This window comes from Streptomyces mutabilis (assembly GCF_014649815.1).
Lineage (GTDB): Bacteria > Actinomycetota > Actinomycetes > Streptomycetales > Streptomycetaceae > Streptomyces > Streptomyces mutabilis.
Genome location: NZ_BMTT01000002.1, coordinates 472,817 through 496,126 on the forward strand (window position 1 = coordinate 472,817; position 23,310 = coordinate 496,126).

The window sequence follows — 23,310 nt, forward strand, 5'->3', positions numbered from 1 at the left end:
CCGACCACCGCGGCGGGGCGGACCGCACCGGTACGACTATTGCGCTCCTCCGCGCCACAGGGTGATCACCGTCCTAGGCTCGACTCACTCTGCGTGATCTTGCGTCCCCCACTGCGCAGCCCCGAGCCCAGAGGAGCGCGATGCCCGACAGCCAGTTGCAGCCCTCCCCCTCGGGCTCCGCCGGCCCCGGCACGCTCCTGCTGGCCGGGGCACGCCTCACCGACGGCCGGACCGTGGACGTACGCCTGCACGGCGGTCGCATCGAGGCGGTCGGCACGGCCGGCAGTCTGGCACCGGCCCACGCCTGCGGCCCCGGCACCCGCGTCGACCTCGGCGGCTACCTGCTGCTGCCCGCCCCCGCTGACCCCCACCTCCACGGCGACACCGCGCTGACGGCGGAGACTCCCGGCCCCGCCTCCTGCGACCCGCAGGACGTCCAGCGCCGGGCCACCGAGGCCGCCCTGCTCCAGCTGGGGCACGGGGCGACCGCGCTGCGGGCACACGTACGCGTGGGGGACGTACCGGGACTCGGCTCGCTGACCGGCGTACTGCGGGCCCGGCGCTCGCTGCGCGGGCTGACCGATCTGACCGCGGTGGCGATGCCGAGGGTGCTGACCGGGGCGGCCGGGGCGGATGGACTGGCGCTGCTGCGGGACGCGGTCAAGATGGGCGCGGACGTGGTGGGCGGGTGCCCGGACCTGGACCCCGATCCGGCGGGGTACGTCGAAGCGGTCCTCGAGGTCGCCGCCGAACACGGCTGCCCTGTCGACCTGCACACGGACGCCGCCGACCCGGCACGGCTGGCCCGGCTGGCGGCGATGGCCGGTGGGCTGCGCCCCGGGGTGACCCTCGGCCCCTGCGACGGCCTGGGTCGGCTGCCGTCCGACGTGGCCGCCAGAGCGGCGGAACGCCTCGCGGCGGCCGGGGTGACCGTGGCGTGCCTGCCGCAGGGCCCCTGCGGGGCCGTGGGGGGCCGCGACGGCACGGCTCCGGTACGGCTGCTGCGGGCGGCCGGGGTGCGGGTCACCGCCGGGAGCGGTGCCCTGCGGGACGTGTCGAATCCGGTCGGGCGCGGTGACCCCCTGGATGCGGCGTACCTGCTGGCCTCACGCCACGGACTGCGTCCCGAGGACGCCTACGACGCGGTGAGCACGGCGGCGCGTACGGCCCTGGGCCTGCCCGACGTGCGGGTCGAGGCGGGCTTCCCGGCCGAACTCCTCGCGGTGCGCGGGGACCGGCTGGCAGGGGCGTTGTCCCTCGCTTACGGCCGGATCGTGGTCCACCGGGGGCGCGTGGTGGCACGTACCAGCGCGGTACGCGAGTACGGCGACTCGGCGAACGCGACGGACCTGGGGCTGCCGCGGCAGGGACGTGGGCGGCTCGGGAGGGCCTGACGGGCCGGGTCGGCCTGTAGGTACGGGGCCGCGAGGGGCCCGGCCAGGGGGCTGCGAAGGGCCTGCCGGGGAGGCCGGGGAGGGCCGGGCAGCCGCGAGAGCCGGGCAGCGAGTGTGGTGCCGGGAAAGTGCGGCACCCGCCCCGGATGAGGCCGGCGTGAGGGCAGCACGGCAGGCACGGCACGAGCGCACCGATGTCGCGCGGCAGCGCACAGACGGGCAGCGGGTCGGGCGGCCGGTGGAAGGCGGCACAACTCGTGCGGCGCGGGCGACCGTCGCGGCGTACGGTCGAAGACATGCGCATTGTCATCGCTGGTGGTCATGGTCAGATCGCGCTGCGGCTGGAGCGGTTGCTCGCCGCGCGGGGAGACGAGGTGGCGGGCATCATCCGCAAGGCCGAGCAGGCCGACGACCTGCGTGCGGCCGGCGCCGAACCGGTCGTACTGGACCTGGAGTCGGCCTCGGTCGAGGAGGTCGCGGAGCGGCTGCGGGGCGCGGACGCGGCGGTCTTCGCCGCGGGCGCGGGCCCCGGGAGCGGGGCGAACCGCAAGGACACGGTGGACAAGGCGGCGGCCGTCCTCTTCGCCGACGCGGCGGTCCGTGCGGGCGTGCGGCGCTTCGTGGTCGTGTCCTCCATGGGCGCCGACCCGGAGCACCAGGGGGACGAGATCTTCGACGTGTACCTGCGCGCCAAGGGCGAGGCCGACGCGCACGTGCGTTCACTGGACGGACTGGACTGGACGATCCTGAGGCCCGGCCAACTGACGGACGACGCCGGCACCGGGCTGGTCCGTCTGGAGGCACGGACCGGCCGCGGACCCGTGCCCCGCGACGACGTGGCCGCCGTGCTGGCGGAGCTGGTCGACACCCCGGCCACGGCCGGCCTGATCCTGGAGCTGATCGCGGGCTCGGCACCGGTGTCTGTGGCGGTGAAGTCGGTGGCCGGGAACTGAGGGTCCGAGGACGCGGGTGCCGACGCGTCCGGGTCACGTGGGTGGCCGCGCGTACGGTCACGCGGGTGCTCCCGCACACCGGTCAGAACAGGGGCAGCTGCCCGGGGAAGTCGGGGACGACGTACCCGTCCAAGGACGGCTGGACCGCTCCGAGTTGTGCCGGCCCACGCGACCCGGGGCAGGAGACCAGCTCGCCGCTCCCCCGCGCGCCGGGCGGATCGTGACGCGCGTACCGCCCCGCGACGACGGCGATCTCACGACGGCACTGGGGGCAGATTCGGCGGCGGGAGGACGGTGGCATGCCCCCAGTCTGCCCGGAACGCGCACACCTCTTCGGCACCGCACATGACGAAGAGCCCCGTGACCTGCTGTTCGGACAGGTCACAGGGCTCTTTCGTTCCCGTGTGGCGGCGCCAGGATTCGAACCTGGGAAGGCTGAGCCACACCGCCGGGGTTTGCCGCCCTTCGAACCGCCTCTCGGCGGTGCTCCGTGGCAACGACGTAAACAATACCTGATGTGGAGGGGTGCTTCGCCACCCGATTGATCGCCACCCGAAGGACGGCGGGTGGCTAGGCTTGTCCGGATGCGGCCGGGGACCTCTGCGGAGCTCGGCGGCCGTTGACGCACGCCGGTACGGAGCCGATACGCGGCCCGACACGCACCCAGATACAAGGAGCCACAGGACATGGCCGACTCCAGTTTCGACATCGTCTCGAAGGTCGAGCGGCAGGAGGTCGACAACGCCCTCAACCAGGCCGCCAAGGAGATCTCGCAGCGCTACGACTTCAAGGGCGTGGGCGCCTCGATCTCGTGGTCCGGGGAGAAGATCCTCATGGAGGCCAACTCCGAGGACCGGGTGAATGCCATTCTCGACGTCTTCCAGTCCAAGCTGATCAAGCGCGGCATCTCGCTGAAGGCTCTGGACGCGGGCGAGCCCCAGCTCTCCGGCAAGGAGTACAAGATCTTCGCGTCGATCCAGGAGGGCATCTCCCAGGACAACGCGAAGAAGGTGGCCAAGCTCATCCGTGACGAGGGCCCCAAGGGTGTGAAGGCCCAGGTGCAGGGTGACGAGCTGCGGGTCTCGTCCAAGAGCCGGGACGACCTGCAGACCGTGATCGCCCTGCTGAAGAACCAGGACTTCGACTTCGCGCTTCAGTTCGTGAACTACCGGTGATCTGACGAGCGGTCGTAACGGGAGGGTCGGGTGCCGGCGGTGGGCCCGCCCTTCCGTATGCCCGCGTGTCCGGTCGGCGTCAGTCTCGTGAGTTGCCGAACAGGAGCCGGTAGGCGATCAGCAGCACCAGGGAACCGCCGATCGCAGCCGCCCACGTGGCTCCGTCGTAGAAGTCCTTGCTGACCGGGTGGTCCAGCCAGCGGGCCGATATCCAGCCGCCGATGAACGCGCCCGCGATGCCGATGAGGGTCGTGCCGACGAGCCCTCCCGGGTCGCGGCCCGGCAGCAGGAACTTGGCGATGGCCCCGGCCAACAGTCCCAGGATGATCCAGCTGATGACGGTCATGCCCTGACCCTGCCCTTTCTCGCTGTGCCCGCGCCGGCCCGGTGCTGTGGGCTCGTCCTCCGCGCGCGATCGTGTCCTCTTGGTGGGAAGGACGTCCGGAGCGCGTCCGGTGGTTTCGGTGTTCGGTGGTCATGGGTTCATGGTGCGGGTCGCGACGGGCAGGCGGGCGGGCCTGTGGACAACTCCGCGCCTGTGGAGAACGGCGGCTCCTACCAGCCGGTCCGCTGTTTGGTGGCGGTGGCCGCGAACGGCTGGTCCGTCCGTACGATCTCGCGCCCCAGCGGGAGCAGAGAGACCGGGATCAGCTTGAAGTTGGCGATGCCGAGCGGGATGCCGATGATCGTGACGCACAGCGCGAGGCCGGTGACGATGTGGCCGATGGCGAGCCACCAGCCGGCGAGGACCAGCCACAGCGCGTTGCCGATGCAGGAAGGGGCTCCGGCGTCCCGGCGCTCGACCGCCGTGTACCCGAAGGGCCACAGGGCGTAGACGCCGATGCGAAATGCGGCTATGCCGAACGGGATGCCGATGATCGTGATGCAGAGCAGCACACCCGCGACCACGTAGGCGAGGAACAGCCAGAAGCCGCTGAGTACGAGCCAGACGACGTTGAGGATGGTCTTCACTGCTGACGACCTGCCATCTTCTCGAGTCGGGCGATTCGCTCCGCCATCGGCGGATGGGTGGAGAACATCTTCGAGAGGCCCTGCCCGGGGCGGAAAGGGTTCGCGATCATCATGTGGCTCGCGGTCTCGATCCGGGGCTCCGGGGGCAGCGGGAGCTGCTTGGTGCCGAGTTCGAGTTTGCGCAGGGCCGCGGCCAGGGCGATCGGGTCTCCGGTGAGCTGGGCGCCGGATGCGTCCGCCTCGTACTCCCTGGAACGGCTGATCGCCAGTTGGATGACGGCGGCGGCGAGCGGACCGAGGAGCATGATGAGGAGCATGCCCAGCAAACCGGGTCCGTCATCGTCGTTGGAGCGGCCGATCGGGATCAGCCAGGCGAAGTTGACCAGGAACATGATCACCGAGCCGAGGGCGCCGGCGACGGAGGAGATGAGGATGTCTCGGTTGTAGACGTGGCTGAGCTCGTGGCCGATGACGCCGCGCAGTTCGCGCTCGTCGAGCAGCCGCATGATGCCCTCGGTACAGCACACGGCCGCGTTGCGCGGGTTGCGGCCGGTCGCGAAGGCGTTCGGCGCCTCCGTCGGTGAGATGTACAGGCGGGGCATGGGCTGGCGGGCCTGCGTGGAGAGCTCCCGCACCATGCGGTAGAGCACCGGGGCCTCGAACTCGCTGACCGGACGGGCTCGCATCGCGCGCAAAGCGAGCTTGTCGCTGTTCCAGTACGCGTACGCGTTCGTGCCCAGGGCGACGAGGACGGCGACGACGAGCCCCGCTCGGCCGAAGAAGCTGCCGATGACGATGATGAGCGCGGACAGTCCCCCGAGGAGTACTGCGGTCCTGAGCCCGTTGTGCCGGCGGTGCACGGTACGCCCTCCAAGTGGTGCAGCAGGGGAACCCTTTGGCTTGCTGGTGTCGCTCGCTGTGGTTGCTTCTGGTCGCCGATGCCACCGGTGCCGTGGCATCACACCCAGTGGACCCTTCCGTACTGGTCAACGCCAGGCGAGGGCGTCCAGTTCCCCGGCGCCCGCGGCGGCGCGCGTGGTCCGTACGGGTGACGGGTGTGGTCGCGGGTACGCGCGCGTGGAGGTCGGGTGCCCCACGCTCGCGCGGCAGCCGTCGACCGCTCGCGCGCGTGACGGCCGTCCACCGATCGCGCGCGGCCGGAGCGGCCGGTTCTCAGAAGAGGCCGGTGTCGGCGAAGCGCAGGATCAGCTGGGGCGCGCCCGAGAGTGCGACGGCGGCGACCGCGGTCACGGTGATCGCGGCCGTGAGGGGGACGGGGAAGTGGTGTCCGGCGGCCCCTTGCTCGGGGGTCCGGAACAGCAGGGCCGTCCACTGGAGGTAGTAGAACAGCGCGATGACGACGTTGACCGCCATGACGACGGCCAGCCAGCCGAGCCCGGCGTCCACGGCCGCGGAGAACACGGTGACCTTGGCGAAGAGGCCGATGATGCCCGGCGGCAGTCCGGCGAGGCAGAGCAGGAAGAAGGCCAGGAGCAGGGCGGTGAGCGGGTTGGACGCGTACAGACCGCGGTAGTCGGCGACGCGGTTCCGGGCCCGCGTTCGGCCCACGAGCGCGGCGACCGCGAAGGCGCCGAGGTTCACCGCGGCGTACATGAGGGCGTAAGCGACGGTGGAGCCGATCGAGCGTTCCGGGTCGTCGGAGTACGCGGCGGCGGCGATCGGCACCAGGAGGTATCCGGCCTGCCCGACGGACGACCAGGCGAGCAGGCGTACCGCGCTGTACGCGCGCGTGGCCTGCTGGCGCAGGGCGCCGACGTTGCCGACGGTCATGGTGAGTGCCGCCAGCGCCGCTAGGGCCGGTCCCCAGACGTCGGCGTAGGACGGGAGGGCGATGACCGTGACGAGGATAAGGCCGGAGAAGCCGACCGCCTTGCCGATGACGGACAGGTAGGCGGCGATCGGCAGGGGTGCGCCCACATAGGTGTCGGGCACCCAGAAGTGGAAGGGCACGGCGGCCGTTTTGAAGGCGAAGCCGACGAGGGTGAGGACGACGCCGGTCCGGGCGAGCGTGGTGAGCTGTCCGTCCACGGCCTGGATGCGTTCGGCCACCTGGGTGAGGTAGAGGGTGCCGGTGGAGGCGTACACGAAGCTGATGCCCATGAGGCTGACCGCGGTCGCGGTGACGGAGGACAGGAAGAACTTCAGGGCCGCTTCGGAGGACCGGCGGTCGCCCTGGCGCAGGCCCACGAGGGCGAATGCGGGCAGGGAGGCGACTTCCAGGGCGACGATGAGGGTCGCGAGGTCGCGGGAGGCGGGCAGGAGGGCGGCGCCGGCCGCGGAGGAGAGCAGCAGGAACCAGAACTCGCCCTCGGGGAGTCCGCGGTCGGCGTCCTTCACGGCGGTGACCGAGAGCAGGGCGGTCACCAGGGCGCCGCCGAGCACCAGGAACTGGATGGCGAGGGTGAAGGTGTCCGCGGTGTAGCTACAGACATCGACGTCGCCGGTCAGGCAGAACGTCGAGCGGTCGCCGTTCACCAGGGGCAGCAGCATCAGCGCGGAGGCGGCGAGTCCGGCGACCGAGATCCAGCCGAGCAGGGATTTGCGGGCGTCCTTGACGAACAGGTCGGTGACGAGGACGACGAGTCCGACGACCGCCGTGATGGTGGGCGGCGCGATGGCGAGCCAGTCGACGGACTGGACCAGGTTCTGGGCCAGTGGCTGCGACGCGGCCTCGGCGAGCGGCTGGGCCGGGGAGCTCATCGGGTGCCTCCTGAGAGGAGCTGCTGCACGGCCGGGTCGGTCAGCCCGAGAAGGGTCTTGGGCCACAGTCCGGCGAGGACGGTGAGGGCGACGAGCGGTGTCCAGGCGGCGAACTCGTAGGTGCGTACGTCGGTGAGCTTCGGGGCTTCGCGCGGTACGGCGCCCATGCAGACGCGGCGGACCACGATCAGCATGTACGCGGCGGTCAGCAGCGTGCCGAACGCGGCGATCGCCATGAAGGTGAGGAAGGCGGGGCGGCTGAGGTCGTCGTGCGGGTCGAAGGCGCCGAACAGGGCCAGCATCTCGCCCCAGAACCCGGCCAGACCCGGCAGGCCGAGGGAGGCGACAGCGGCGAAGGCGAGGAGGCCGCCGAGGCGCGGTGCCTTGCCGTAGAGGGCGGCGCCGGTCTCCTCCGCGAGGGTGTCGAGGTCGGTGGTGCCCGTGCGGTCCTTTAGGGCGCCGACGATGAAGAAGAGCAGGCCGGTGATGAGCCCGTGGGCGATGTTGGCGAACAGGGCGCCGTTCACGCCGGTCGGGGTCATGGTGGCGATGCCGAGCAGGACGAAGCCCATGTGGCCGACGGAGGAGTAGGCGATGAGGCGCTTGAGGTCGCCTTTCGCGCCCTTCTTGGCGAGGGCCAGGCAGGCCAGGGAGCCGTAGATGATGCCGACGACCGCGAAGGCGGCGAGGTACGGCGCGAACGTGTGGAAGCCGTCCGGAGCGGCCGGGAGGAGGATACGGACGAAACCGTACGTACCCATCTTCAGCAGGACGCCGGCCAGCAGGACCGAGCCGACGGTCGGGGCGGCGGTGTGGGCGTCGGGCAGCCAGCTGTGCAGCGGCCACATCGGGGTCTTGACCGCGAGCCCGATCCCGATCGCCAATACGGCGATGACCTGCACGGAGGTGGTCAGCGACCGGCCGTTGTCAGTGGCGAGTGCCACCATGTCGAAGGTGCCCGCCGTGATTCCGATCAGAAGCAGGCCGAGCAGCATGACGACGGAGCCGAGGAGGGTGTAGAGGATGAACTTCCATGCCGCCCCGGCCCGTCCCTCGCCGCCCCAGCGGGCGATGAGGAAGTACATCGGGATGAGGACCATCTCGAAGGCGAGGAAGAACAGGATCAGGTCGAGGACGGCGAAGGTCGCGAGGGTGCCGGACTCGAGGACGAGCAGCAGTGCGACGAACGCCTTCGGGCTCGGGCCCGACGGCATCTTGAAGTACGAGTAGAGCGCGCAGAGGAAGGTCAGCAGCGCGGTCAGGACCAGCAGGGGGAGGGAGATGCCGTCGATGCCGAGGTGGATGCGCACGTCGAGTGCGGGGATCCAGCTGATGTCCGTGCCGGCCTGCATCTTCGACGGATGGTCGTGGTCGAACCCGAGCGCGAGGACGATCACGGCGGCGAGGACGGCACCGGTGACGGTGACGCCGTGCCGCAGGACGGCCCGGTCGGGGGACTTCCCCTTCAGCCCGGGCGGGGCCGGCAGGAGAGCGGCGGCGGCGCCGATGAGCGGGCCGACGACGGCCAATGCCAGAAGGAACTGCATCACGGACTCGTTGATATCGATCACGCCTGCTCACGCTCCCGTGGCGACGAGGACGGCGGCGACCGCGAGGACGACGGTGCCGGCGAGCAGCGCGCTCACATAGGTCTGCACATTGCCGGTCTGGGCACGGCGTACGGCGGTCCCGAGCACACGCGGCAGCGTGCCCGCCCCCCGTACGTAGGTGTCGACGACCTCTCGGTCGAGGAACCGCACGAGACTCGCGCCGGCCCGGACCGGGCGGACGAAGAGGGTTGTGTACACCGCGTCCAGGTGGAAGCCGACGGCCGCGTGCCGGTGCAGCGGGCCCAGCAGGAGCCGTCCGGGGTCCGACGGGTCGGGGGCGTGGGCGATGTCTCCGTAAGCCGGTGTGTGGCTGGCGATGGCCTCGGCCTCCACGAGCGCGGCGTCGCCCTCCGGGTGGGCCGCGACAGCGCCCAGGGGGAGGCGGGCCGCGCGCGCCGTGGTGTGACGCCATGCGCCGTAGGTGACGATGCCGCCGACCAGGGCCACGCCCGTGCCGAGCACGGAGGTGGTGAGGGTCGGGGTGAGGTCGTGGCCGTCGAACCAGTCGGGGAGCAGACGGAAGGCGAGGCCGCCGAGAGCGAGTGACGGGACAGCGAGCAGCCAGAGCACGGCATTCATGACCACCGGCTGTCGGCCGTGGTCGGGCGCCTCGGCGCCCCGCCCGCGGAAGGCCAGCAGCCACAGGCGCGTCGCGTACGCGGCGGTGAGCAGGGCGGTGACCAGGCCGGCGAGGAGGACGGTCCAGCCTGCGGCGCCGGGAGCGTTCCCGGTGTGGCCGGTGGCGACGTGCTCCGCGACGACGAGGACGGACTCCTTGGAGAAGAAGCCGCTGAAGGGCGGGATCGCGGCGAGGGCGAGCAGCGCCACGGTCATCGTCCAGTAGGCGTCCGGGACGCGGTCCCGCAGGCCCCGCATGCGGGACATGGCGGCCAGTGAGTTGGTGCCGGCGGCGTGGATGATCACGCCGGCGGCGAGGAACAGCAGCGCCTTGAAGGCGCCGTGGGTGAGGAGGTGGAAGACGGCGGCCCCGCGGTCGCCGGTGGCGAGGGCGCCGGTCATGTAGCCGAGCTGGCCGATGGTCGAGTAGGCGAGGACGCGTTTGATGTCGTCCTGGGCGAGTGCGGCGAGCGCCGAGCCGAGCATCGTGACGGCGGCCATGACGGCGAGGACGACCATTGCGGCCCGTGAGGCCTGGAAGAACGGAAGGAGCCGGGCGATGAAGTAGACACCGGCGGCGACCATCGTCGCGGCGTGGATGAGCGCGGAGACGGGCGTCGGGCCCGCCATCGCGTCGGGAAGCCAGGTGTGCAGCGGGAACTGCGCCGACTTGCCCGCCACACCGGCCAGGAGCAGCAGGGCGATCAGCGTCGGGTGTTCGAGCGAGCCGCTCGCGACCGCGCCGAGGATCTTGGTGATGCGGAATGAGCCTGCCTCGGTGGCCAGCGCCAGCAGTCCGATGAGGAAGGGGACGTCACCGAGCTTGGTCACCAGGAAGGCCTTGAGGGAGGCGGCACGGGCCTCCGAGGTCTCCCAGTAGTGGCCGACCAGGAAGTACGAGCAGATGCCCATGATCTCCCAGCCGACCAGCAGCACCATCAGGTCGCCCGAGTAGACGACGAGGAACATGGCGGAGGTGAAGAGGGAGACGAGAGCGGCGTACGAGGGGTAGCGCGGGTCGTCGCGCAGGTAGCCCGTCGAGTAGATCTGCACGCAGGTGGCGACGCAGCCGACCAGGACGGCGACCAGGGCCGCGAAGCCGTCGATGTGCAGGGCGAGTTCGACGGGGACCGAACCGGTGGGCGTCAGCTCGGTGACGGCGTCGACGGCACGGCCGCCGCCCTGACGGGCCGCCACCGGTACGGCGAGTACGAGCGCCGCCAGGGTCGGCAGGACGGCGAGCGGGCGGGCGAAGCCGGGTGCCGAGCGGCCCAGCAGCAGTCCGGCGGCTGCCCCGAGGAACGGGAGGACGGGGACGAGTACGGCGAGGGTGGTCGTGGTCACGCGGTGGCCTCAGCCTTCTCGGCGGCCGGTCCGGTCGCGGAGGCGCCGGTGCCGGGGTCCTCGCCGTCGGGGCCCTCGGCGGTGTCGCGGAGCTTGTCGATGTCCGAGGTGCCGCGGTTGCGGTGGACGGCGAGCACGATCGCCAGACCGATGCCGATCTCGGCGGCCGCGATGGCGATGGTGAACAGGGTCAGGGCCTGGCCGGAGTGCAGGGTCTCCTCGGCTGCTTTGCTGAGCCAGACGTCGAAGGCGACCAGGTTGAGGTTGACGGCGTTGAGCATCAGCTCGACCGACATCAGAACGAGGATCGCGTTGCGGCGGGCGAGGACGCCGTACAGGCCCGTGCAGAACAGGAGGACGGAGAGAACGGCTGGATAGGCGAGGTGCATCAGCGGACACCGTCCTTGCCGGAACCGTTCGGACCGGTCGGCCGACCGGCTTCGGTCACGTGGTTCGCCTTGGCTCTGCGGGAGAGGACGATGGCGCCGACCAGGGCGGCGAGGAGGAGGACCGAGAGGGCTTCGAAGGGCAGGACCCAGTTCTGGAACAGGCTCGCTCCGGTGACGGCGGTGGAGCCGGCGGCCGGGCCGTCCAGGTCGATCCAGGTCGTGCGGAAGGCGTCGACGACGACCCACACCAGGGCCGCGGCCGCGGCCACGGCCACGGTGAGGGCGGCCCAGCGGTTGCCGGAGTCGGCGTCCGGGGAGCGGCCGATGGGGGCTCTGGTGAGCATCAGGCCGAAGAGGATGAGGACGACGACGGCACCGACGTAGATGAGGACCTGTACCCAGGCGATGAACTCGGCGGTGAGGAGGAGGTACTCGACGGCGAGGCCCCCGAGGGCCACCACCAGCCACAGGGCTGCGTGGACCAGCTGCCGGGTGGTGACGGTGACGACGGCGGCGCCGAAGGTGACCAGGCCGACGAGGAGGAATGCGACCTCGACGCCGGTCGGGGAGAGGAAGCCTTGCGATTCGGCGGCCGCGGTCGTGGAGTCCGCGGCGAGGTGACCGAGGGTCGCTGCGGAGGTCATTCCCGGCCCTCCTGTTCCGGTCGGTCCGGCTTCGGGCTCGGGTACGGCTGGTTCCGATCCGGCCTCGGGTGGTCCGTGCGCGGCTGGTCCGTCTGCTGCTTGGAGTCGCCCATCGGGCGGGTGGGCCGTTCCGCTGCGCGGGCCTGTTCGTCGGCGTGCCGCTCGGTGGCCTGGGCCACCTCCTGCCGGGCCGCCATCTTGTCGGCGGTCTTGCGGGCTGCGGTGAGTTCCTTCGGCTCCTCCGCGCCGGGATCGAGGGCGGGCGGCGCCGGCACCGTCCACATCCACTCGCGGAGCTTGTCGCGTTCGTGGGTGAGGTCGCGGATGTCGGTCTCGGAGTACTCGAACTCCGGGGACCAGAACAGGGCGTCGAAAGGACAGACCTCGATGCAGATGCCGCAGTACATGCACAGGGAGAAGTCGATGGCGAAGCGGTCGAGGACGTTGCGGCTGCGGTCGCGCCCGCCCGGGGTCGCCGCCGGGACCGTCTCCTTGTGGGAGTCGATGTAGATGCACCAGTCCGGGCATTCGCGGGCGCACAGCATGCAGACCGTGCAGTTCTCCTCGAACAGGCCGATCACGCCGCGTGTGCGGGGCGGGAGCTCGGGCTGGGCGTCCGGGTACTGCTCGGTGACGGTCTTCTTCGTCATCGTGCGGAGGGTGACGGCCAGGCCCTTGGCCAGACCGGAGCCGGGGATGGGGGGCATGGTTACTGGATCACCACCTTGACGATGCCGGTGAGGGCGATCTGGGCGAGGGAGAGCGGGACGAGGAGGGTCCAGGAGAGCCTCTGGAGCTGGTCCTCGCGCAGGCGCGGGTAGGTCACGCGCAGCCAGATCACCACGAAGGCGAGGACGGCCGTCTTCAGCAGGGTCCACACCCAGCCGAGGCCGTCGGCGCCCCGGGGGCCGTGCCAGCCGCCCAGGAAGAGGACGGTGGTCAGGCCGCACAGAACGACGATTCCGGCGTACTCGGCGAGGAGGAACAGGGCGAAGCGCAGGCCGGTGTACTCGGTGTAGGCGCCGAAGATGATCTCCGAGTCGGCGACCGGCATGTCGAACGGCGGGCGTTGGAGTTCCGCCAGCCCGGCGACGAAGAAGACGATCGCGCCCACGATCTGCCAGGGCAGCCACCACCACTCGAAGGCGTCGAGGATGCCGACGAGCGAGACGGTACCGGCCGCCATGGCAACCGAGGCCGCGGTGAGCAGCATCGGGAGTTCGTAGGCGAGGAGTTGGGCGGCGGTGCGCAGGCCGCCGAGGAGGGAGAACTTGTTGGCGGAGGCCCAGCCCGCCATGAGCGAGCCGAGGACGCCCACGCCCATGACGGCGAGTACGAAGAAGATGCCTGCGTCGACGACCTGGCCGACCGCGCCCTCTCCGGGGCCGATCGGGATGGCCAGGAGAACGAGGAGGTACGGCAGCAGGGCCACGGCGGGGGCGAGTTGGAAGATGCGGCGGTCCGCGTCGGCCGGGACCACGTCCTCCTTCTGCGCGAACTTCACGCCGTCGGCGACGAGCTGGGCCCAGCCGTGGAAGCCGCCGGCGTACATCGGGCCGAGGCGGCCCTGCATGTGGGCCATCACCTTGTGCTCGGTCTGGCCGACGATCAGGGGGAAGGCGAGGAAGACGGCGAAGACGATCAGGAGGCGCAGGGTGACGTCTAGTACGTCGTTCACTGCGGGCCTCCTGGGGGAGTCGGGCGGTTCTGGCTCCGGTGCTGGTTCTGGTTCCGGCCCTGGTTCTGGTTCTGGTCCTCGTCGTTCTCCGGGTCCTGGGGATCGTCGGAGTTCCGCGGCTCGTCCGAGGTGTTGGGCTCGTCCGAGGAGCTGTCCGGTTGCCGTTCCGCGCCGTCGCCCGGCTCGGGCTCGGCACCGTCGAAGGCGGGGCGGGCGTGGTGCCACGGGGCGTCCGGGCTGCGTGGGGTCGCGGGGGCCGTCGGCTTCGGGGCGGGGGCCGGTGCCTCGGGACCCGGGGACGTGCCCGTGGGGTCGTCGGTGGGGCCGGGGGCCTGCGTGTCCGTGTCCGGCGTACGGGCGTCGGAGGCCGCTCGCTGCGACGCCGAGCCCTCACCGGCGGTACGCGCGCGTCGCGTCGGGGTGGCCGGCCCGGCGGCCGCCTGCCCGGTTCCCGAACGCGCGTCGGTCTCCGGGGCGGGCTCGGCTTCCGGCACGCCCGTCCGCTGGGAGGCGGAACCCTCGCTCGCGCTGCGCGCCCGCCGGGGCGCCGGTGCGGCCTGACTGGCCGAGCCCTCCGCCGCCGTACGGGCACGGCGGACCGGGCGGTCACCCGCCGCGCGGGCCGGACGCTCCCCCGCCGCACGTCCCGCTCCCCGTGCGGGGCGGGCCGGAGCGGGAGGCAGCTGGCCCTTCAGCGGGCCCCACTCGTTGGGATCGGGGACGCCCGGCGGCAGCATCTGCCGGCGACGCGGACCGCCGTGGTCCGACTCACCGGGCTCCTTGGCCCCCGGCCAGGCCTTCGCGACGCGGGCGGCGAGGACGAAGTCCTTCCGCAGTGGATGGCCTTCGAAGCTCTCGGGCAGGAGCAGGTGGTCCAGCGCGGGATGGTCCTCGAAGGCGACACCGAACATCTCGTGGGTCTCGCGTTCGTGCCAGGCCGCGCCCGCGTAGACCGTGACGGCACTGGGCAGGACCGGGGACCCGTGCGGGACCGTCGTGCGCAGCAGCAGCCGGCGTACGGGTCCCAGCGCCACCACGTGAGCCGCGACGAGGAAGCCCGTGCCCGGTTCGTCGACCGCGCTCAGCCAGTCGAAGTAGGTGCAGCCCAGCCGGTCCCGCGCGGTCTCCAGCGCGGAGATCCAGGTCGCCGGCGGCACGTCCACGGTCAGGACGTCGTACGACTCCTCGGCCGTGGCCTGTGTGCCGAAGAGTTCCGTGGCGTCGGCGGGCAGCCAGCCGACGGCGGTCATCGGGCCTCCCTCGAGTCCGAACCGGTTCCCGTGCCCGTGCCCGTACCGGCGTCCGACCCCGGCGGCCGTACCAGGCCGCTCTGCAGCGCGGCCGCCGACGGCCGGTGCGACGTGCCGTACCGCTCTCCCAGTGACTCCCGCGCGATCTTCTCCTGGAGCTTGAGGATGCCCTGGAGCAGCGCCTCGGGGCGGGGCGGACACCCGGGGACGTAGACGTCGACGGGGATGATCTGGTCGACGCCCTTCGTCACTGAGTAGGAGTCCCAGTAAGGGCCGCCGCAGTTGGAGCAGGCGCCGAAGGAGATGACGTACTTCGGCTCGGGCATCTGCTCGTACAGGCGCTTGACGGCCGGCGCCATCTTGTCGGTCACCGTGCCGGACACCACCATCAGGTCGGCCTGGCGGGGGCCCGGCGCGAAGGGGATGACGCCGAGCCGGATGAAGTCGTGGCGGGCCATCGACGCGGCGATGAACTCGATGGCGCAGCAGGCGAGGCCGAAGTTGAAGACCCAGAGTGAGTACCGGCGGCCCCAGTTCAGGACGACCTTCATCGGCTCGGGGGCGAGGCGTGCGAGGGCGCCGAGCCGCTTGGGCTCGGGGAGCAGCACGAGCTCAGCAGCGTTCCCGGCGGGATTCTCGGCAGGGTTCACGTCCACGACAGGACGCCCTTCTTGTATGCGTAGAGCAGGCCCACGGCGAGGAAGCCGAGGAAGACGAACATCTCCACGAGGGTTGTCGCTCCGTAACCAGGATCGGCGAAGACCGTCGCCCAGGGGAAGAGGAAGATCGAGTCGACTGCGAAGATGACGTAGAGGAACGCGTATACGTAGTAGCGGACCTGGGTGTGGGCCCAGCCTTCGCCGACGGGATCGACGCCGCACTCGTACGTCAGCAGCTTCTCGGGCGTAGGGACCATGGGCCGCAGCAGGCGCCCGGCTCCGAAGGCGACGGCTACGAAGAGTACGCCGACGACGGCGAGCAGCCCGACGACCGAGTAGGACTGGAAGTAGTCCACCGCGAGGCCGACGGTCGCGTCGGCGGCGGTGGTGGTGGCGGTGGTGTGGGCGGCGGTGGCGTGGATGGCGGTCTCCACGGGCACATCGCCGGCGGTCACGGCACCGGCGGTCGGTTCCGGCACGTCCGTCCTCGCTCCCTGCGCTTCCCGCGCTCCCGGTCGTGAACGCCGCTGTTCGACGATCTGTACGCACGGGAGTCTAGGCCCTGATAAAGAGACGGTAAGCAGCCCGTCACACCTTGGGACACGGGGTGACTCCGGGGGTGGGGTTTTCCTCAGTGCATCCTGGCGGTCCACCTCATGGCGCGGCGTAGCGCCGCACGGCACGCTGACTCGTATGACCGAACGCCTCTCGACAACGACCCCGCGCGGGACCGCCGCCACCGCGGCCGGTGACCGCCCGCCGCCGGCCCGTTTCGCCTACGACCGGCACACCTGGATGGAGATCGCCCACCTGCTGGCGAACTTCCCGGCGTCACTGCTCGGGTTCGTCTACGTCGTGACGACGCTCTCCATCGGGGTCGGGTTGACGGTCACGGTGATCGGGTTCCCGCTGCTGGCCGCGGGGCTGATGGGTGCGCGGCAGCTGGGCAAGCTGGAGCGGGTTCGGGCCCGGGCCCTGCTCGGGGTGCGGGTGGACGAGCCGAGCCGGCTGCCGATACGCGGCGGGGGCGGGTTCTTCCCCCAGTTGTGGATGGCGCTGAAGGACCCGGTGGGCTGGCGCACCGTCCTCTACGACTTCATACGGCTGCCCTGGGGCATTCTGACCTTCGTCGTCACGCTGACGTCACTGTTCGTGCTGTGGCCGGTGCTGCCGTTCATCGCGCGGGGCCTGGCCAACGCGGACCGGGCGATGGTGCGCGGGCTGCTGTCCCCCTCCGACGAGCTGGAGCGGCGGATCGCCGAGCTGGAGTCGGACCGGGGGATCGTGGTGGACACGGCCGCGGCCGATCTGCGGCGCATCGAGCGCGACCTGCACGACGGGGCCCAGGCCCGCCTGGTCAACCTGGCCATGGGGCTGGGCCTGGCGAAGGAGAAGCTGCTGGAGGATCCCGACGCGGCGGCGGCCATGGTCGACGAGGCGCACGGCGAGGTGAAGCTGGCCCTGCAGGAGCTGCGGGATCTGGCACGCGGCATCCACCCCGCGGTCCTGACCGACCGCGGCCTGGACGCGGCGCTCTCCTCGGTCGCCTCACGCTGCACCGTGCCGGTCGGGGTGACCGTCGACCTCTCGGAGCGCCCTGCCGCGGCCATCGAGGGCATCGCCTACTTCACCGTCTCGGAACTGCTGCAGAACGTCAGCAAGCACAGTCGGGCGAAGTCCGCCTCCGTGGAGGTGTGGCGGTCCTCGGACCGGCTGCTCATACAGGTGGGCGACGACGGCCGCGGGGGCGCACGCCTCGACGGCGGTACGGGGATGAAAGGCCTGGCCGACCGGCTGACCTCGGTCGACGGTCTCTTCGTCGTCGACTCGCCGGAGGGCGGCCCGACGACGGTCACCGCCGAGCTGCCGTGGCGCGACCGCACCGACGTCGACACCACCGCGCGCGCTTCCGGCGCCGTCCGCAGGCTCTGAAGGAGCGCGGCAGGGCCGGCACGCGCTCCGGAGGTGGGGAAAACCCCCCTTTCGAGACGCCGACGGGCTCCATGGCCCGGGGGCGTGCGGTCGAGGAGGGTGGAGTTACGACAGCACAGCCCTAGGACGAGGAGAAGGACGGCACCGATGGCCACGGATTACGGACACAGTTACGGGTTCGGGAGCGGGTCCGGCTTTCCCGAGGACACCGCCGAGCGGCGCCGCCGGCTGCCGGCGGGGCTGCGGGCGCCGTTCGAGGCGCGCAGCTGGCGGGAGTTCGGCTATGTGCTGTTGAGCCTGCCGATCGGCATACTCCTCTTCACCTACGCCGTCACGATGGTGTCGCTGGGGGCGGGCCTGTTGGTGACGTTCCTTGGGGTGCCGGTGCTGGCGGCGGCGCTCGCCGGCTGCCGGGGGTTCGGCGCGATGGAGCGGGCGCGGGCCCGTGCCCTGCTGGGGCTGCGGGTGTCCGACCCGGAGCCGCTGCGGATGAAGAAGCAGGGCGCGATGGGTCGGATGGGGGCCGTCCTGAAGAGCGGCGCGTCCTGGCGGAGCCTGCTGTACGCGGTGCTGCAGTTCCCGTGGTCGGTGTTCTCGTTCGTCGTCGCCGTGAACGTCTGGGCGTTCGGGTGGGCCATGCTGACGTACCCGTTGTGGTTCTGGGTGTTCCCGATGTACGCCGGTCAGGACGGGCTCCAGCTCTACGGTGACGAGACGCACCGGATCTACCTGGACAACCCGTTCGAAATCACCATGACCGCGCTGGTCGGCCTGCTGTTCACGCTGGCGACGCCGTGGATCGTCCGGGCACTGACGATGGTGGACCGGGTGATGGTGCACGGGCTGCTCGGACCGTCGCGGCTGGCCACTCGGGTGGTCGAGCTGGAATCGGACCGCGGGGTCGTGGTCGACACGGCCGCGGCCGACCTGCGGCGCATCGAGCGCGACCTGCACGACGGGGCCCAGGCCCGCCTGGTCAGCCTGGCCATGGATCTAGGACTGGCCAAGGAGAAGCTGAAGGAGGACCCGCGGGCGGCGGCCGTCATGGTGGACGAGGCGCACGGAGAGGTGAAGACGGCGCTCCAGGAGCTGCGGGATCTGGCCCGGGGCATCCACCCCGCGGTTCTGACCGACCGCGGCCTCGACGCGGCGCTCTCCTCGGTCGCCTCGCGCTGCACCGTTCCGGTGCGGGTGGAGGTGGACCTGACGGAGCGACCGGCGTCGGCGATCGAGGGCATCGCCTACTTCACCGTCTCGGAACTGCTGCAGAACGTCAGCAAGCACGCGCGGGCCACGGCGGCTTTCGTCGAGGTCTGGCGCGTGGAGAACCGGTTGATGCTCCAGGTCGTGGACAACGGCGTGGGCGGCGCGGACGTTTCGGCCGGCTCGGGGCTGGCCGGCCTGGCGGAACGGCTCGACGCCGTGGACGGAATCCTCGTGGTGGACTCGCCGGCCGGAGGCCCGACACGGGTGACGGCGGAACTGCCGTGGCGGAGCGAGCCGGTGACCGGCCACTGAGTCGAGCCGGTGGCCGGCCGCTGGAACGAGCCAGTGGCCGGCCACCGGAACGCCCCGCGTCGCACGTGCCGGGCGGGGCCGCACGTGCCGGGCGGGGCCGGGCGGTGCGGTGCGGGCGGATGCCGTATCGGTTGGTCGCCCGCGCTTTCCCGGCATCGGCTGGTCGCCCTCTTCGGCCCCTTTCGCTCCCGACCGACCCGGCCCTCGCCGGTTCTCCCCCTCCCTGACCGGGCCGGGTCCGGTCAGGGAGGAGGAGAAAGTCCCGGACGACATGATCGGAAACCGGCCGCCGGGCAGCCGGACCGGGCCTACCGTCCGTGCTTCCCGGCCTCTTCCCGTTGCTCGAACGCATTCGGCCTCCGATGCTGGAATGCTGGTCCCCTCACACGGACGGGTTGGTGGACGCGGCATGGGCCGCGCGGGCCGTGCGGTGGACGGGCTGTGGGGGGCCGAGAATCGTGGAGGACAGGGTGCGGGTGGTCATCGCCGAGGATTCAGTGCTGCTCAGAGAGGGGCTGACCCGGTTGCTGACCGACCGGGGGCACGAGGTTGTGGCCGGCGTCGGCGACGGTGACGCATTGATCAAGGTCATCACCGAGCTGGACGCGCAGGGCGAGCTGCCGGACGTCGTGGTGGCGGACGTACGGATGCCGCCGACACACACCGACGAGGGCGTGCGCGCCTCGGTCCAGCTGCGCAAGGCACACCCCGGTCTCGGCGTGCTGGTGCTGTCCCAGTACGTGGAGGAGCGCTACGCCACGGAGCTGCTGGCCGGTTCCAGCCGGGGCGTCGGCTATCTGCTCAAGGACCGGGTGGCCGAGGTGCGGGAATTCGTGGACGCCGTGGTGCGGGTGGCCGGGGGCGGTACGGCTCTGGACCCGGAGGTAGTCGCGCAGTTGCTCGGGCGCAGCCGCAAGCAGGACGTGCTCGCCGGGCTCACCCCGCGGGAGCGGGAGGTCCTGGGGCTCATGGCCGAGGGCCGGACGAACTCGGCGATCGCAAGGCAGCTGGTGGTGAGCGACGGGGCGGTGGAGAAGCACGTCAGCAACATCTTCCTGAAGCTGGGGCTGTCCCCGAGCGACGGTGATCACCGGCGGGTGCTCGCCGTCCTCACGTATCTCAATTCCTGACACCGGCTGCCCACGCCCCGGAAGCACCGGCCGGGCCGCCGACCCGGCCGGTCATCCGACGGAGAGAGAAACCGAAGCACGGGCCGGGAGCGTCCTCACAGGCGCCGGGAGGCGGGAAAACCGTGTGATATCGGGGCGGGGGGCCATCTCGTGGTCGTGTCCATCATGCGAATGTCCACCGGAAGTGAAGCCCGGCGGACGTAGGGTTGATCCTGGGATGGTCGGTGGGAGACCACTGGCCGGACAGCCGCCTCGAGGGAGGTCCAGTTCAGTGACCAGCCAGGTCAGCAGCCCAGCGGAGCAGGCCGACGGAACCGTCGTAGGAGAGCAGCGCCAACCGGCCGGGGCGAAGGATGTCCGCCGGCTGAACCGGGTGATCATCCGGTTCGCGGGGGACTCGGGTGACGGTATGCAGCTCACCGGTGACCGTTTCACCTCGGAGACCGCGTCGTTCGGCAATGACTTGTCGACGCTGCCGAACTTCCCGGCCGAGATCCGGGCGCCCGCCGGCACACTGCCGGGTGTCTCGTCCTTCCAGCTGCACTTCGCCGACCACGACATCCTCACCCCCGGTGACGCCCCCAACGTGCTGGTGGCGATGAACCCGGCGGCGCTGAAGGCGAACATCGGCGACATGCCGCGTGGGGCGGAGATCATCGTCAACACGGACGAGTTCACCAAGCGGGCCATGCAGAAGGTGGGATACGACACCTCACCGCTGGAGGACGGGTCCCTCGACGGTTACCACCTGCATCCGGTGCCGCTGACGACGCTGACCGTCGAGGCGCTCAAGGAGTTCGACCTCACCCGCAAGGAGGCCGAGCGCAGCAAGAACATGTTCGCGCTCGGGCTGCTGAGCTGGATGTACCACCGGCCCACGGAGGGCACGGAGAAGTTCCTGAAGTCGAAGTTCGCGAAGAAGCCGGACATCGCGGCGGCGAACATCGCCGCGTACCGGGCGGGCTGGAACTTCGGTGAGACCACGGAGGACTTCGCGGTCTCCTACGAGGTGGCTCCCGCGGCGAAGGCGTTCCCGCCGGGCACCTACCGCAACATCTCCGGGAACCTGGCCCTGGCCTACGGCCTGATCGCCGCCTCCCGCCAGGCCGACCTGCCGCTGTTCCTCGGCTCGTACCCGATCACGCCGGCGTCGGACATCCTGCACGAGCTGAGCCGGCACAAGAACTTCGGTGTGCGCACCTTCCAGGCCGAGGACGAGATCGCCGGGATCGGGGCGGCCCTGGGCGCGGCGTTCGGCGGTTCGCTGGCCGTGACGACGACGTCCGGTCCGGGTGTGGCGCTCAAGAGCGAGACGATCGGGCTCGCGGTCTCGCTGGAGCTGCCGCTGCTGGTCGTGGACATCCAGCGCGGCGGCCCGTCCACCGGCCTGCCCACCAAGACCGAGCAGGCCGACCTGCTGCAGGCGATGTACGGGCGCAACGGCGAGGCCCCGGTCCCGGTCGTCGCCCCCCGCACACCGGCCGACTGCTTCGACGCCGCCCTGGAGGCCGCGCGGATCGCGCTGACCTACCGCACCCCGGTCTTCCTGCTCTCCGACGGCTACCTGGCCAACGGCAGCGAGCCGTGGCGCATCCCGGAAACCGGCGAACTGCCGGACCTGACGGTGCAGTTCGCGCAAGGGCCGAACCACACCCTGGACGACGGCACCGAGGTCTTCTGGCCGTACAAGCGTGACCCGCACACCCTCGCCCGCCCCTGGGCCGTACCGGGCACGCCGGGCCTGGAACACCGGATCGGCGGCATCGAGAAGCAGGACGGCACCGGCAACATCTCCTACGACCCGGCCAACCACGACTTCATGGTCCGCACCCGGCAGGCCAAGATCGACGGCATCACCGTCCCCGACATCGAGGTCGACGACCCGGACCGGGCGAAGACCCTGGTGCTCGGCTGGGGATCCACCTACGGGCCGATCACCGCGGCCGTGCGCCGGCTGCGCGCGGCCGGGGAGGCGATCGCCCAGGCCCACCTGCGTCACCTCAACCCCTTCCCGCACAACCTCGGCGACGTGCTCAAGAAGTACGACAAGGTGGTGGTCCCCGAGATGAACCTCGGACAGCTCGCCACCCTCGTCCGGGCGAAGTACCTGGTCGACGCCGAGTCGTACAACCAGGTCAACGGCATGCCGTTCAAGGCGGAACAGCTCGCCACCGTCCTGAAGGAGGCCATCGATGGCTGACGCCAACGCGCTGCTCCAACTCGTCCCCAGGGCCGAGGGCAAGCAATCCATGAAGGACTTCAAGTCCGATCAGGAAGTGCGCTGGTGCCCCGGCTGCGGTGACTACGCCATCCTCGCCGCCGTGCAGGGCTTCATGCCCCAGCTCGGCCTGGCGAAGGAGAACATCGTCTTCGTCTCCGGCATCGGCTGCTCCTCCCGCTTCCCGTACTACATGAACACCTACGGGATGCACTCCATCCACGGCCGCGCCCCCGCCATCGCCACCGGCCTCGCCGCCTCCCGCCGCGACCTGTCCGTCTGGGTCGTCACCGGCGACGGCGACGCCCTGTCCATCGGCGGCAACCACCTCATCCACGCCCTGCGCCGCAACGTCAACCTCAAGATCCTCCTCTTCAACAACCGGATCTACGGTCTGACCAAGGGGCAGTACTCCCCCACCTCCGAGGTCGGCAAGATCACCAAGTCGACGCCGATGGGGTCGCTGGACGCCCCCTTCAACCCGGTCTCCCTCGCCCTCGGCGCCGAGGCGTCCTTCGTCGCCCGGACCGTGGACTCGGACCGCAAGCACCTCACCGAGGTCCTGCGCCAGGCCGCCGACCACCCGGGCACGGCCCTGGTCGAGATCTACCAGAACTGCAACATCTTCAACGACGGCGCCTTCGACGCCCTCAAGGACAAGCAGCAGGCCGAGGAGGCGGTGATCCGCCTGGAGCACGGGCAGCCGATCCGTTTCGGCGCGGACGGCGCGAAGGGCGTCGTCCGGGACGCGGGAACCGGTGACCTGAAGGTCGTTACCGTCACCCCGGACAACGAGGCGGACGTCCTGCTCCACGACGCGCACGCCGCCTCCCCCAGCACTGCCTTCGCCCTGTCCCGGCTCGCCGACCCCGACACCCTGCACCACACTCCCATCGGGGTTCTGCGCTCCGTCGAGCGGCCCGTCTACGACACCCTCATGGCCGACCAGCTCGACACCGCGATCCAACAGAACGGCAAGGGCGATCTGGCCGCGCTGTTCGCCGGCGGAGACACCTGGACAGTCGTCGGCTGAGGCTGAAGTCCGGCCGTGGTGCACGGCGTACGGAAGGGGCCCGGGCGTTCTGCCCGGGCCCCTTCCGTACGC

The 23,310-nt window shown here is 71.1% G+C and carries 22 protein-coding genes and 1 tRNA gene; 8 read left to right on the plus strand and 15 right to left on the minus strand.

The annotated features are described in order from the left end of the window. Positions 1–140: 140 nt before the first annotated feature. Together IE142_RS06395 and IE142_RS06400 are read left to right on the plus strand one after the other, a co-directional pair. Entirely contained in the window at positions 141–1,394 is a 1,254-nt protein-coding gene (locus tag IE142_RS06395; RefSeq protein ID WP_191884762.1) for an amidohydrolase family protein, read from the plus strand. A gap of 296 nt (positions 1,395–1,690) precedes the next feature. Next, complete coding sequence (locus tag IE142_RS06400) at positions 1,691–2,347, plus strand: NAD(P)H-binding protein (protein ID WP_191884763.1); 657 nt, start codon at positions 1,691–1,693, stop codon at positions 2,345–2,347. Positions 2,348–2,429: 82 nt separating this feature from the next. On the opposite strand, the gene IE142_RS06405 is transcribed toward IE142_RS06400, so the two are convergent. Both IE142_RS06405 and IE142_RS06410 read right to left on the minus strand, forming a co-directional pair. Then, complete coding sequence (locus tag IE142_RS06405) at positions 2,430–2,648, minus strand: hypothetical protein (RefSeq protein WP_191884764.1); 219 nt, start codon at positions 2,646–2,648, stop codon at positions 2,430–2,432. 104 nt (positions 2,649–2,752) lie between these two features. Further along, positions 2,753–2,885: transfer RNA gene (locus IE142_RS06410), tRNA-OTHER, on the minus strand. A gap of 148 nt (positions 2,886–3,033) precedes the next feature. On the opposite strand from IE142_RS06410, the gene IE142_RS06415 reads away from it, so the two are divergent. Next, entirely contained in the window at positions 3,034–3,522 is a 489-nt protein-coding gene (locus tag IE142_RS06415; protein ID WP_043381130.1) for a YajQ family cyclic di-GMP-binding protein, read from the plus strand. A 79-nt stretch (positions 3,523–3,601) separates the two neighbouring features. Here the strand turns inward: IE142_RS06415 and IE142_RS06420 are convergent, their stop codons facing one another. From IE142_RS06420 to IE142_RS06480, 13 genes are all read right to left on the minus strand, one after another. Then, positions 3,602–3,868: a GlsB/YeaQ/YmgE family stress response membrane protein gene (locus IE142_RS06420; protein ID WP_043381134.1), complete on the minus strand. Its 267-nt coding sequence runs from the start codon at positions 3,866–3,868 to the stop codon at positions 3,602–3,604. Between the two features lie 209 nt (positions 3,869–4,077). Continuing rightward, complete coding sequence (locus IE142_RS06425) at positions 4,078–4,494, minus strand: YccF domain-containing protein (protein WP_191884765.1); 417 nt, start codon at positions 4,492–4,494, stop codon at positions 4,078–4,080. Next, the gene (gene htpX, locus IE142_RS06430) at positions 4,491–5,354 is read right to left on the minus strand and encodes a zinc metalloprotease HtpX (RefSeq protein ID WP_191884766.1); all 864 of its coding nucleotides are present in this window, start codon (positions 5,352–5,354) and stop codon (positions 4,491–4,493) included. Before htpX ends, IE142_RS06425 begins: the two co-directional genes overlap by 4 nt. A 313-nt stretch (positions 5,355–5,667) precedes the next feature. Next, complete coding sequence (locus IE142_RS06435) at positions 5,668–7,215, minus strand: NADH-quinone oxidoreductase subunit N (protein ID WP_191884767.1); 1,548 nt, start codon at positions 7,213–7,215, stop codon at positions 5,668–5,670. Next, entirely contained in the window at positions 7,212–8,786 is a 1,575-nt protein-coding gene (locus tag IE142_RS06440; RefSeq protein WP_191884768.1) for a complex I subunit 4 family protein, read from the minus strand. The genes IE142_RS06435 and IE142_RS06440 overlap by 4 nt, the downstream gene beginning before the upstream one ends. A 6-nt stretch (positions 8,787–8,792) precedes the next feature. Continuing rightward, positions 8,793–10,787, minus strand: a complete 1,995-nt coding sequence (locus IE142_RS06445) for an NADH-quinone oxidoreductase subunit 5 family protein (RefSeq protein ID WP_191884769.1) — start codon at positions 10,785–10,787, stop codon at positions 8,793–8,795. After that, positions 10,784–11,176 carry an NADH-quinone oxidoreductase subunit NuoK gene (gene nuoK / locus IE142_RS06450; protein WP_043381149.1) on the minus strand — a complete coding sequence of 131 codons (393 nt, stop codon included), beginning with the start codon at positions 11,174–11,176 and terminating at the stop codon, positions 10,784–10,786. Before nuoK ends, IE142_RS06445 begins: the two co-directional genes overlap by 4 nt. Next, positions 11,176–11,820: an NADH-quinone oxidoreductase subunit J family protein gene (locus tag IE142_RS06455; protein ID WP_191884770.1), complete on the minus strand. Its 645-nt coding sequence runs from the start codon at positions 11,818–11,820 to the stop codon at positions 11,176–11,178. Before IE142_RS06455 ends, nuoK begins: the two co-directional genes overlap by 1 nt. Then, positions 11,817–12,527: a 4Fe-4S binding protein gene (locus tag IE142_RS06460; RefSeq protein WP_191884771.1), complete on the minus strand. Its 711-nt coding sequence runs from the start codon at positions 12,525–12,527 to the stop codon at positions 11,817–11,819. Before IE142_RS06460 ends, IE142_RS06455 begins: the two co-directional genes overlap by 4 nt. A 2-nt stretch (positions 12,528–12,529) precedes the next feature. Continuing rightward, positions 12,530–13,498, minus strand: a complete 969-nt coding sequence (locus tag IE142_RS06465; protein ID WP_191884772.1) for a complex I subunit 1/NuoH family protein — start codon at positions 13,496–13,498, stop codon at positions 12,530–12,532. Next, positions 13,495–14,748, minus strand: coding sequence for an NADH-quinone oxidoreductase subunit C (locus IE142_RS06470; protein ID WP_191884773.1), 1,254 nt, complete (start codon positions 14,746–14,748; stop codon positions 13,495–13,497). Before IE142_RS06470 ends, IE142_RS06465 begins: the two co-directional genes overlap by 4 nt. Then, positions 14,745–15,404 (minus strand): NADH-quinone oxidoreductase subunit B, encoded by a 660-nt coding sequence (locus IE142_RS06475; protein ID WP_191884774.1) that lies wholly within the window; start codon positions 15,402–15,404, stop codon positions 14,745–14,747. Before IE142_RS06475 ends, IE142_RS06470 begins: the two co-directional genes overlap by 4 nt. Further along, positions 15,395–15,829 (minus strand): NADH-quinone oxidoreductase subunit A, encoded by a 435-nt coding sequence (locus IE142_RS06480; RefSeq protein ID WP_191885053.1) that lies wholly within the window; start codon positions 15,827–15,829, stop codon positions 15,395–15,397. The genes IE142_RS06475 and IE142_RS06480 overlap by 10 nt, the downstream gene beginning before the upstream one ends. 271 nt (positions 15,830–16,100) lie before the next feature. Between IE142_RS06480 and IE142_RS06485 the strand changes: the two genes are divergently transcribed. The 5 genes from IE142_RS06485 (at position 16,101) to IE142_RS06505 (ending at position 23,238) form a co-directional block, all read left to right on the plus strand. After that, on the plus strand, positions 16,101–17,339 hold the full coding sequence (locus tag IE142_RS06485; protein WP_191884775.1) for a sensor histidine kinase: 1,239 nt from the start codon (positions 16,101–16,103) through the stop codon (positions 17,337–17,339). Positions 17,340–17,486: 147 nt separating this feature from the next. Next, a complete protein-coding gene (locus IE142_RS06490) occupies positions 17,487–18,857 on the plus strand; it encodes a sensor histidine kinase (RefSeq protein ID WP_191884776.1) in 1,371 nt (456 codons plus the stop codon). 458 nt (positions 18,858–19,315) lie between these two features. Next, on the plus strand, positions 19,316–19,987 hold the full coding sequence (locus IE142_RS06495) for a response regulator transcription factor (protein WP_191884777.1): 672 nt from the start codon (positions 19,316–19,318) through the stop codon (positions 19,985–19,987). Between the two features lie 271 nt (positions 19,988–20,258). Next, positions 20,259–22,187 carry a 2-oxoacid:acceptor oxidoreductase subunit alpha gene (locus IE142_RS06500; RefSeq protein ID WP_043381165.1) on the plus strand — a complete coding sequence of 643 codons (1,929 nt, stop codon included), beginning with the start codon at positions 20,259–20,261 and terminating at the stop codon, positions 22,185–22,187. Further along, complete coding sequence (locus IE142_RS06505) at positions 22,180–23,238, plus strand: 2-oxoacid:ferredoxin oxidoreductase subunit beta (RefSeq protein ID WP_191884778.1); 1,059 nt, start codon at positions 22,180–22,182, stop codon at positions 23,236–23,238. The genes IE142_RS06500 and IE142_RS06505 overlap by 8 nt, the downstream gene beginning before the upstream one ends. Positions 23,239–23,310 lie beyond the last annotated feature (72 nt).

Coding starts and splice junctions, on each gene's coding strand:
- IE142_RS06455 (WP_191884770.1), bottom strand. CDS start 11,820: ATGACCTCCGCAGCGACCCTCGGTCACCTCGCCGCGGACTCCACGACC.
- IE142_RS06435 (WP_191884767.1), bottom strand. CDS start 7,215: ATGAGCTCCCCGGCCCAGCCGCTCGCCGAGGCCGCGTCGCAGCCACTG.
- IE142_RS06415 (WP_043381130.1), top strand. CDS start 3,034: ATGGCCGACTCCAGTTTCGACATCGTCTCGAAGGTCGAGCGGCAGGAG.
- IE142_RS06485 (WP_191884775.1), top strand. CDS start 16,101: ATGACCGAACGCCTCTCGACAACGACCCCGCGCGGGACCGCCGCCACC.
- IE142_RS06400 (WP_191884763.1), top strand. CDS start 1,691: ATGCGCATTGTCATCGCTGGTGGTCATGGTCAGATCGCGCTGCGGCTG.
- IE142_RS06405 (WP_191884764.1), bottom strand. CDS start 2,648: ATGCCACCGTCCTCCCGCCGCCGAATCTGCCCCCAGTGCCGTCGTGAG.
- IE142_RS06490 (WP_191884776.1), top strand. CDS start 17,487: ATGGCCACGGATTACGGACACAGTTACGGGTTCGGGAGCGGGTCCGGC.
- IE142_RS06460 (WP_191884771.1), bottom strand. CDS start 12,527: ATGCCCCCCATCCCCGGCTCCGGTCTGGCCAAGGGCCTGGCCGTCACC.
- IE142_RS06470 (WP_191884773.1), bottom strand. CDS start 14,748: ATGACCGCCGTCGGCTGGCTGCCCGCCGACGCCACGGAACTCTTCGGC.
- IE142_RS06395 (WP_191884762.1), top strand. CDS start 141: ATGCCCGACAGCCAGTTGCAGCCCTCCCCCTCGGGCTCCGCCGGCCCC.
- IE142_RS06420 (WP_043381134.1), bottom strand. CDS start 3,868: ATGACCGTCATCAGCTGGATCATCCTGGGACTGTTGGCCGGGGCCATC.
- nuoK (WP_043381149.1), bottom strand. CDS start 11,176: ATGCACCTCGCCTATCCAGCCGTTCTCTCCGTCCTCCTGTTCTGCACG.
- IE142_RS06505 (WP_191884778.1), top strand. CDS start 22,180: ATGGCTGACGCCAACGCGCTGCTCCAACTCGTCCCCAGGGCCGAGGGC.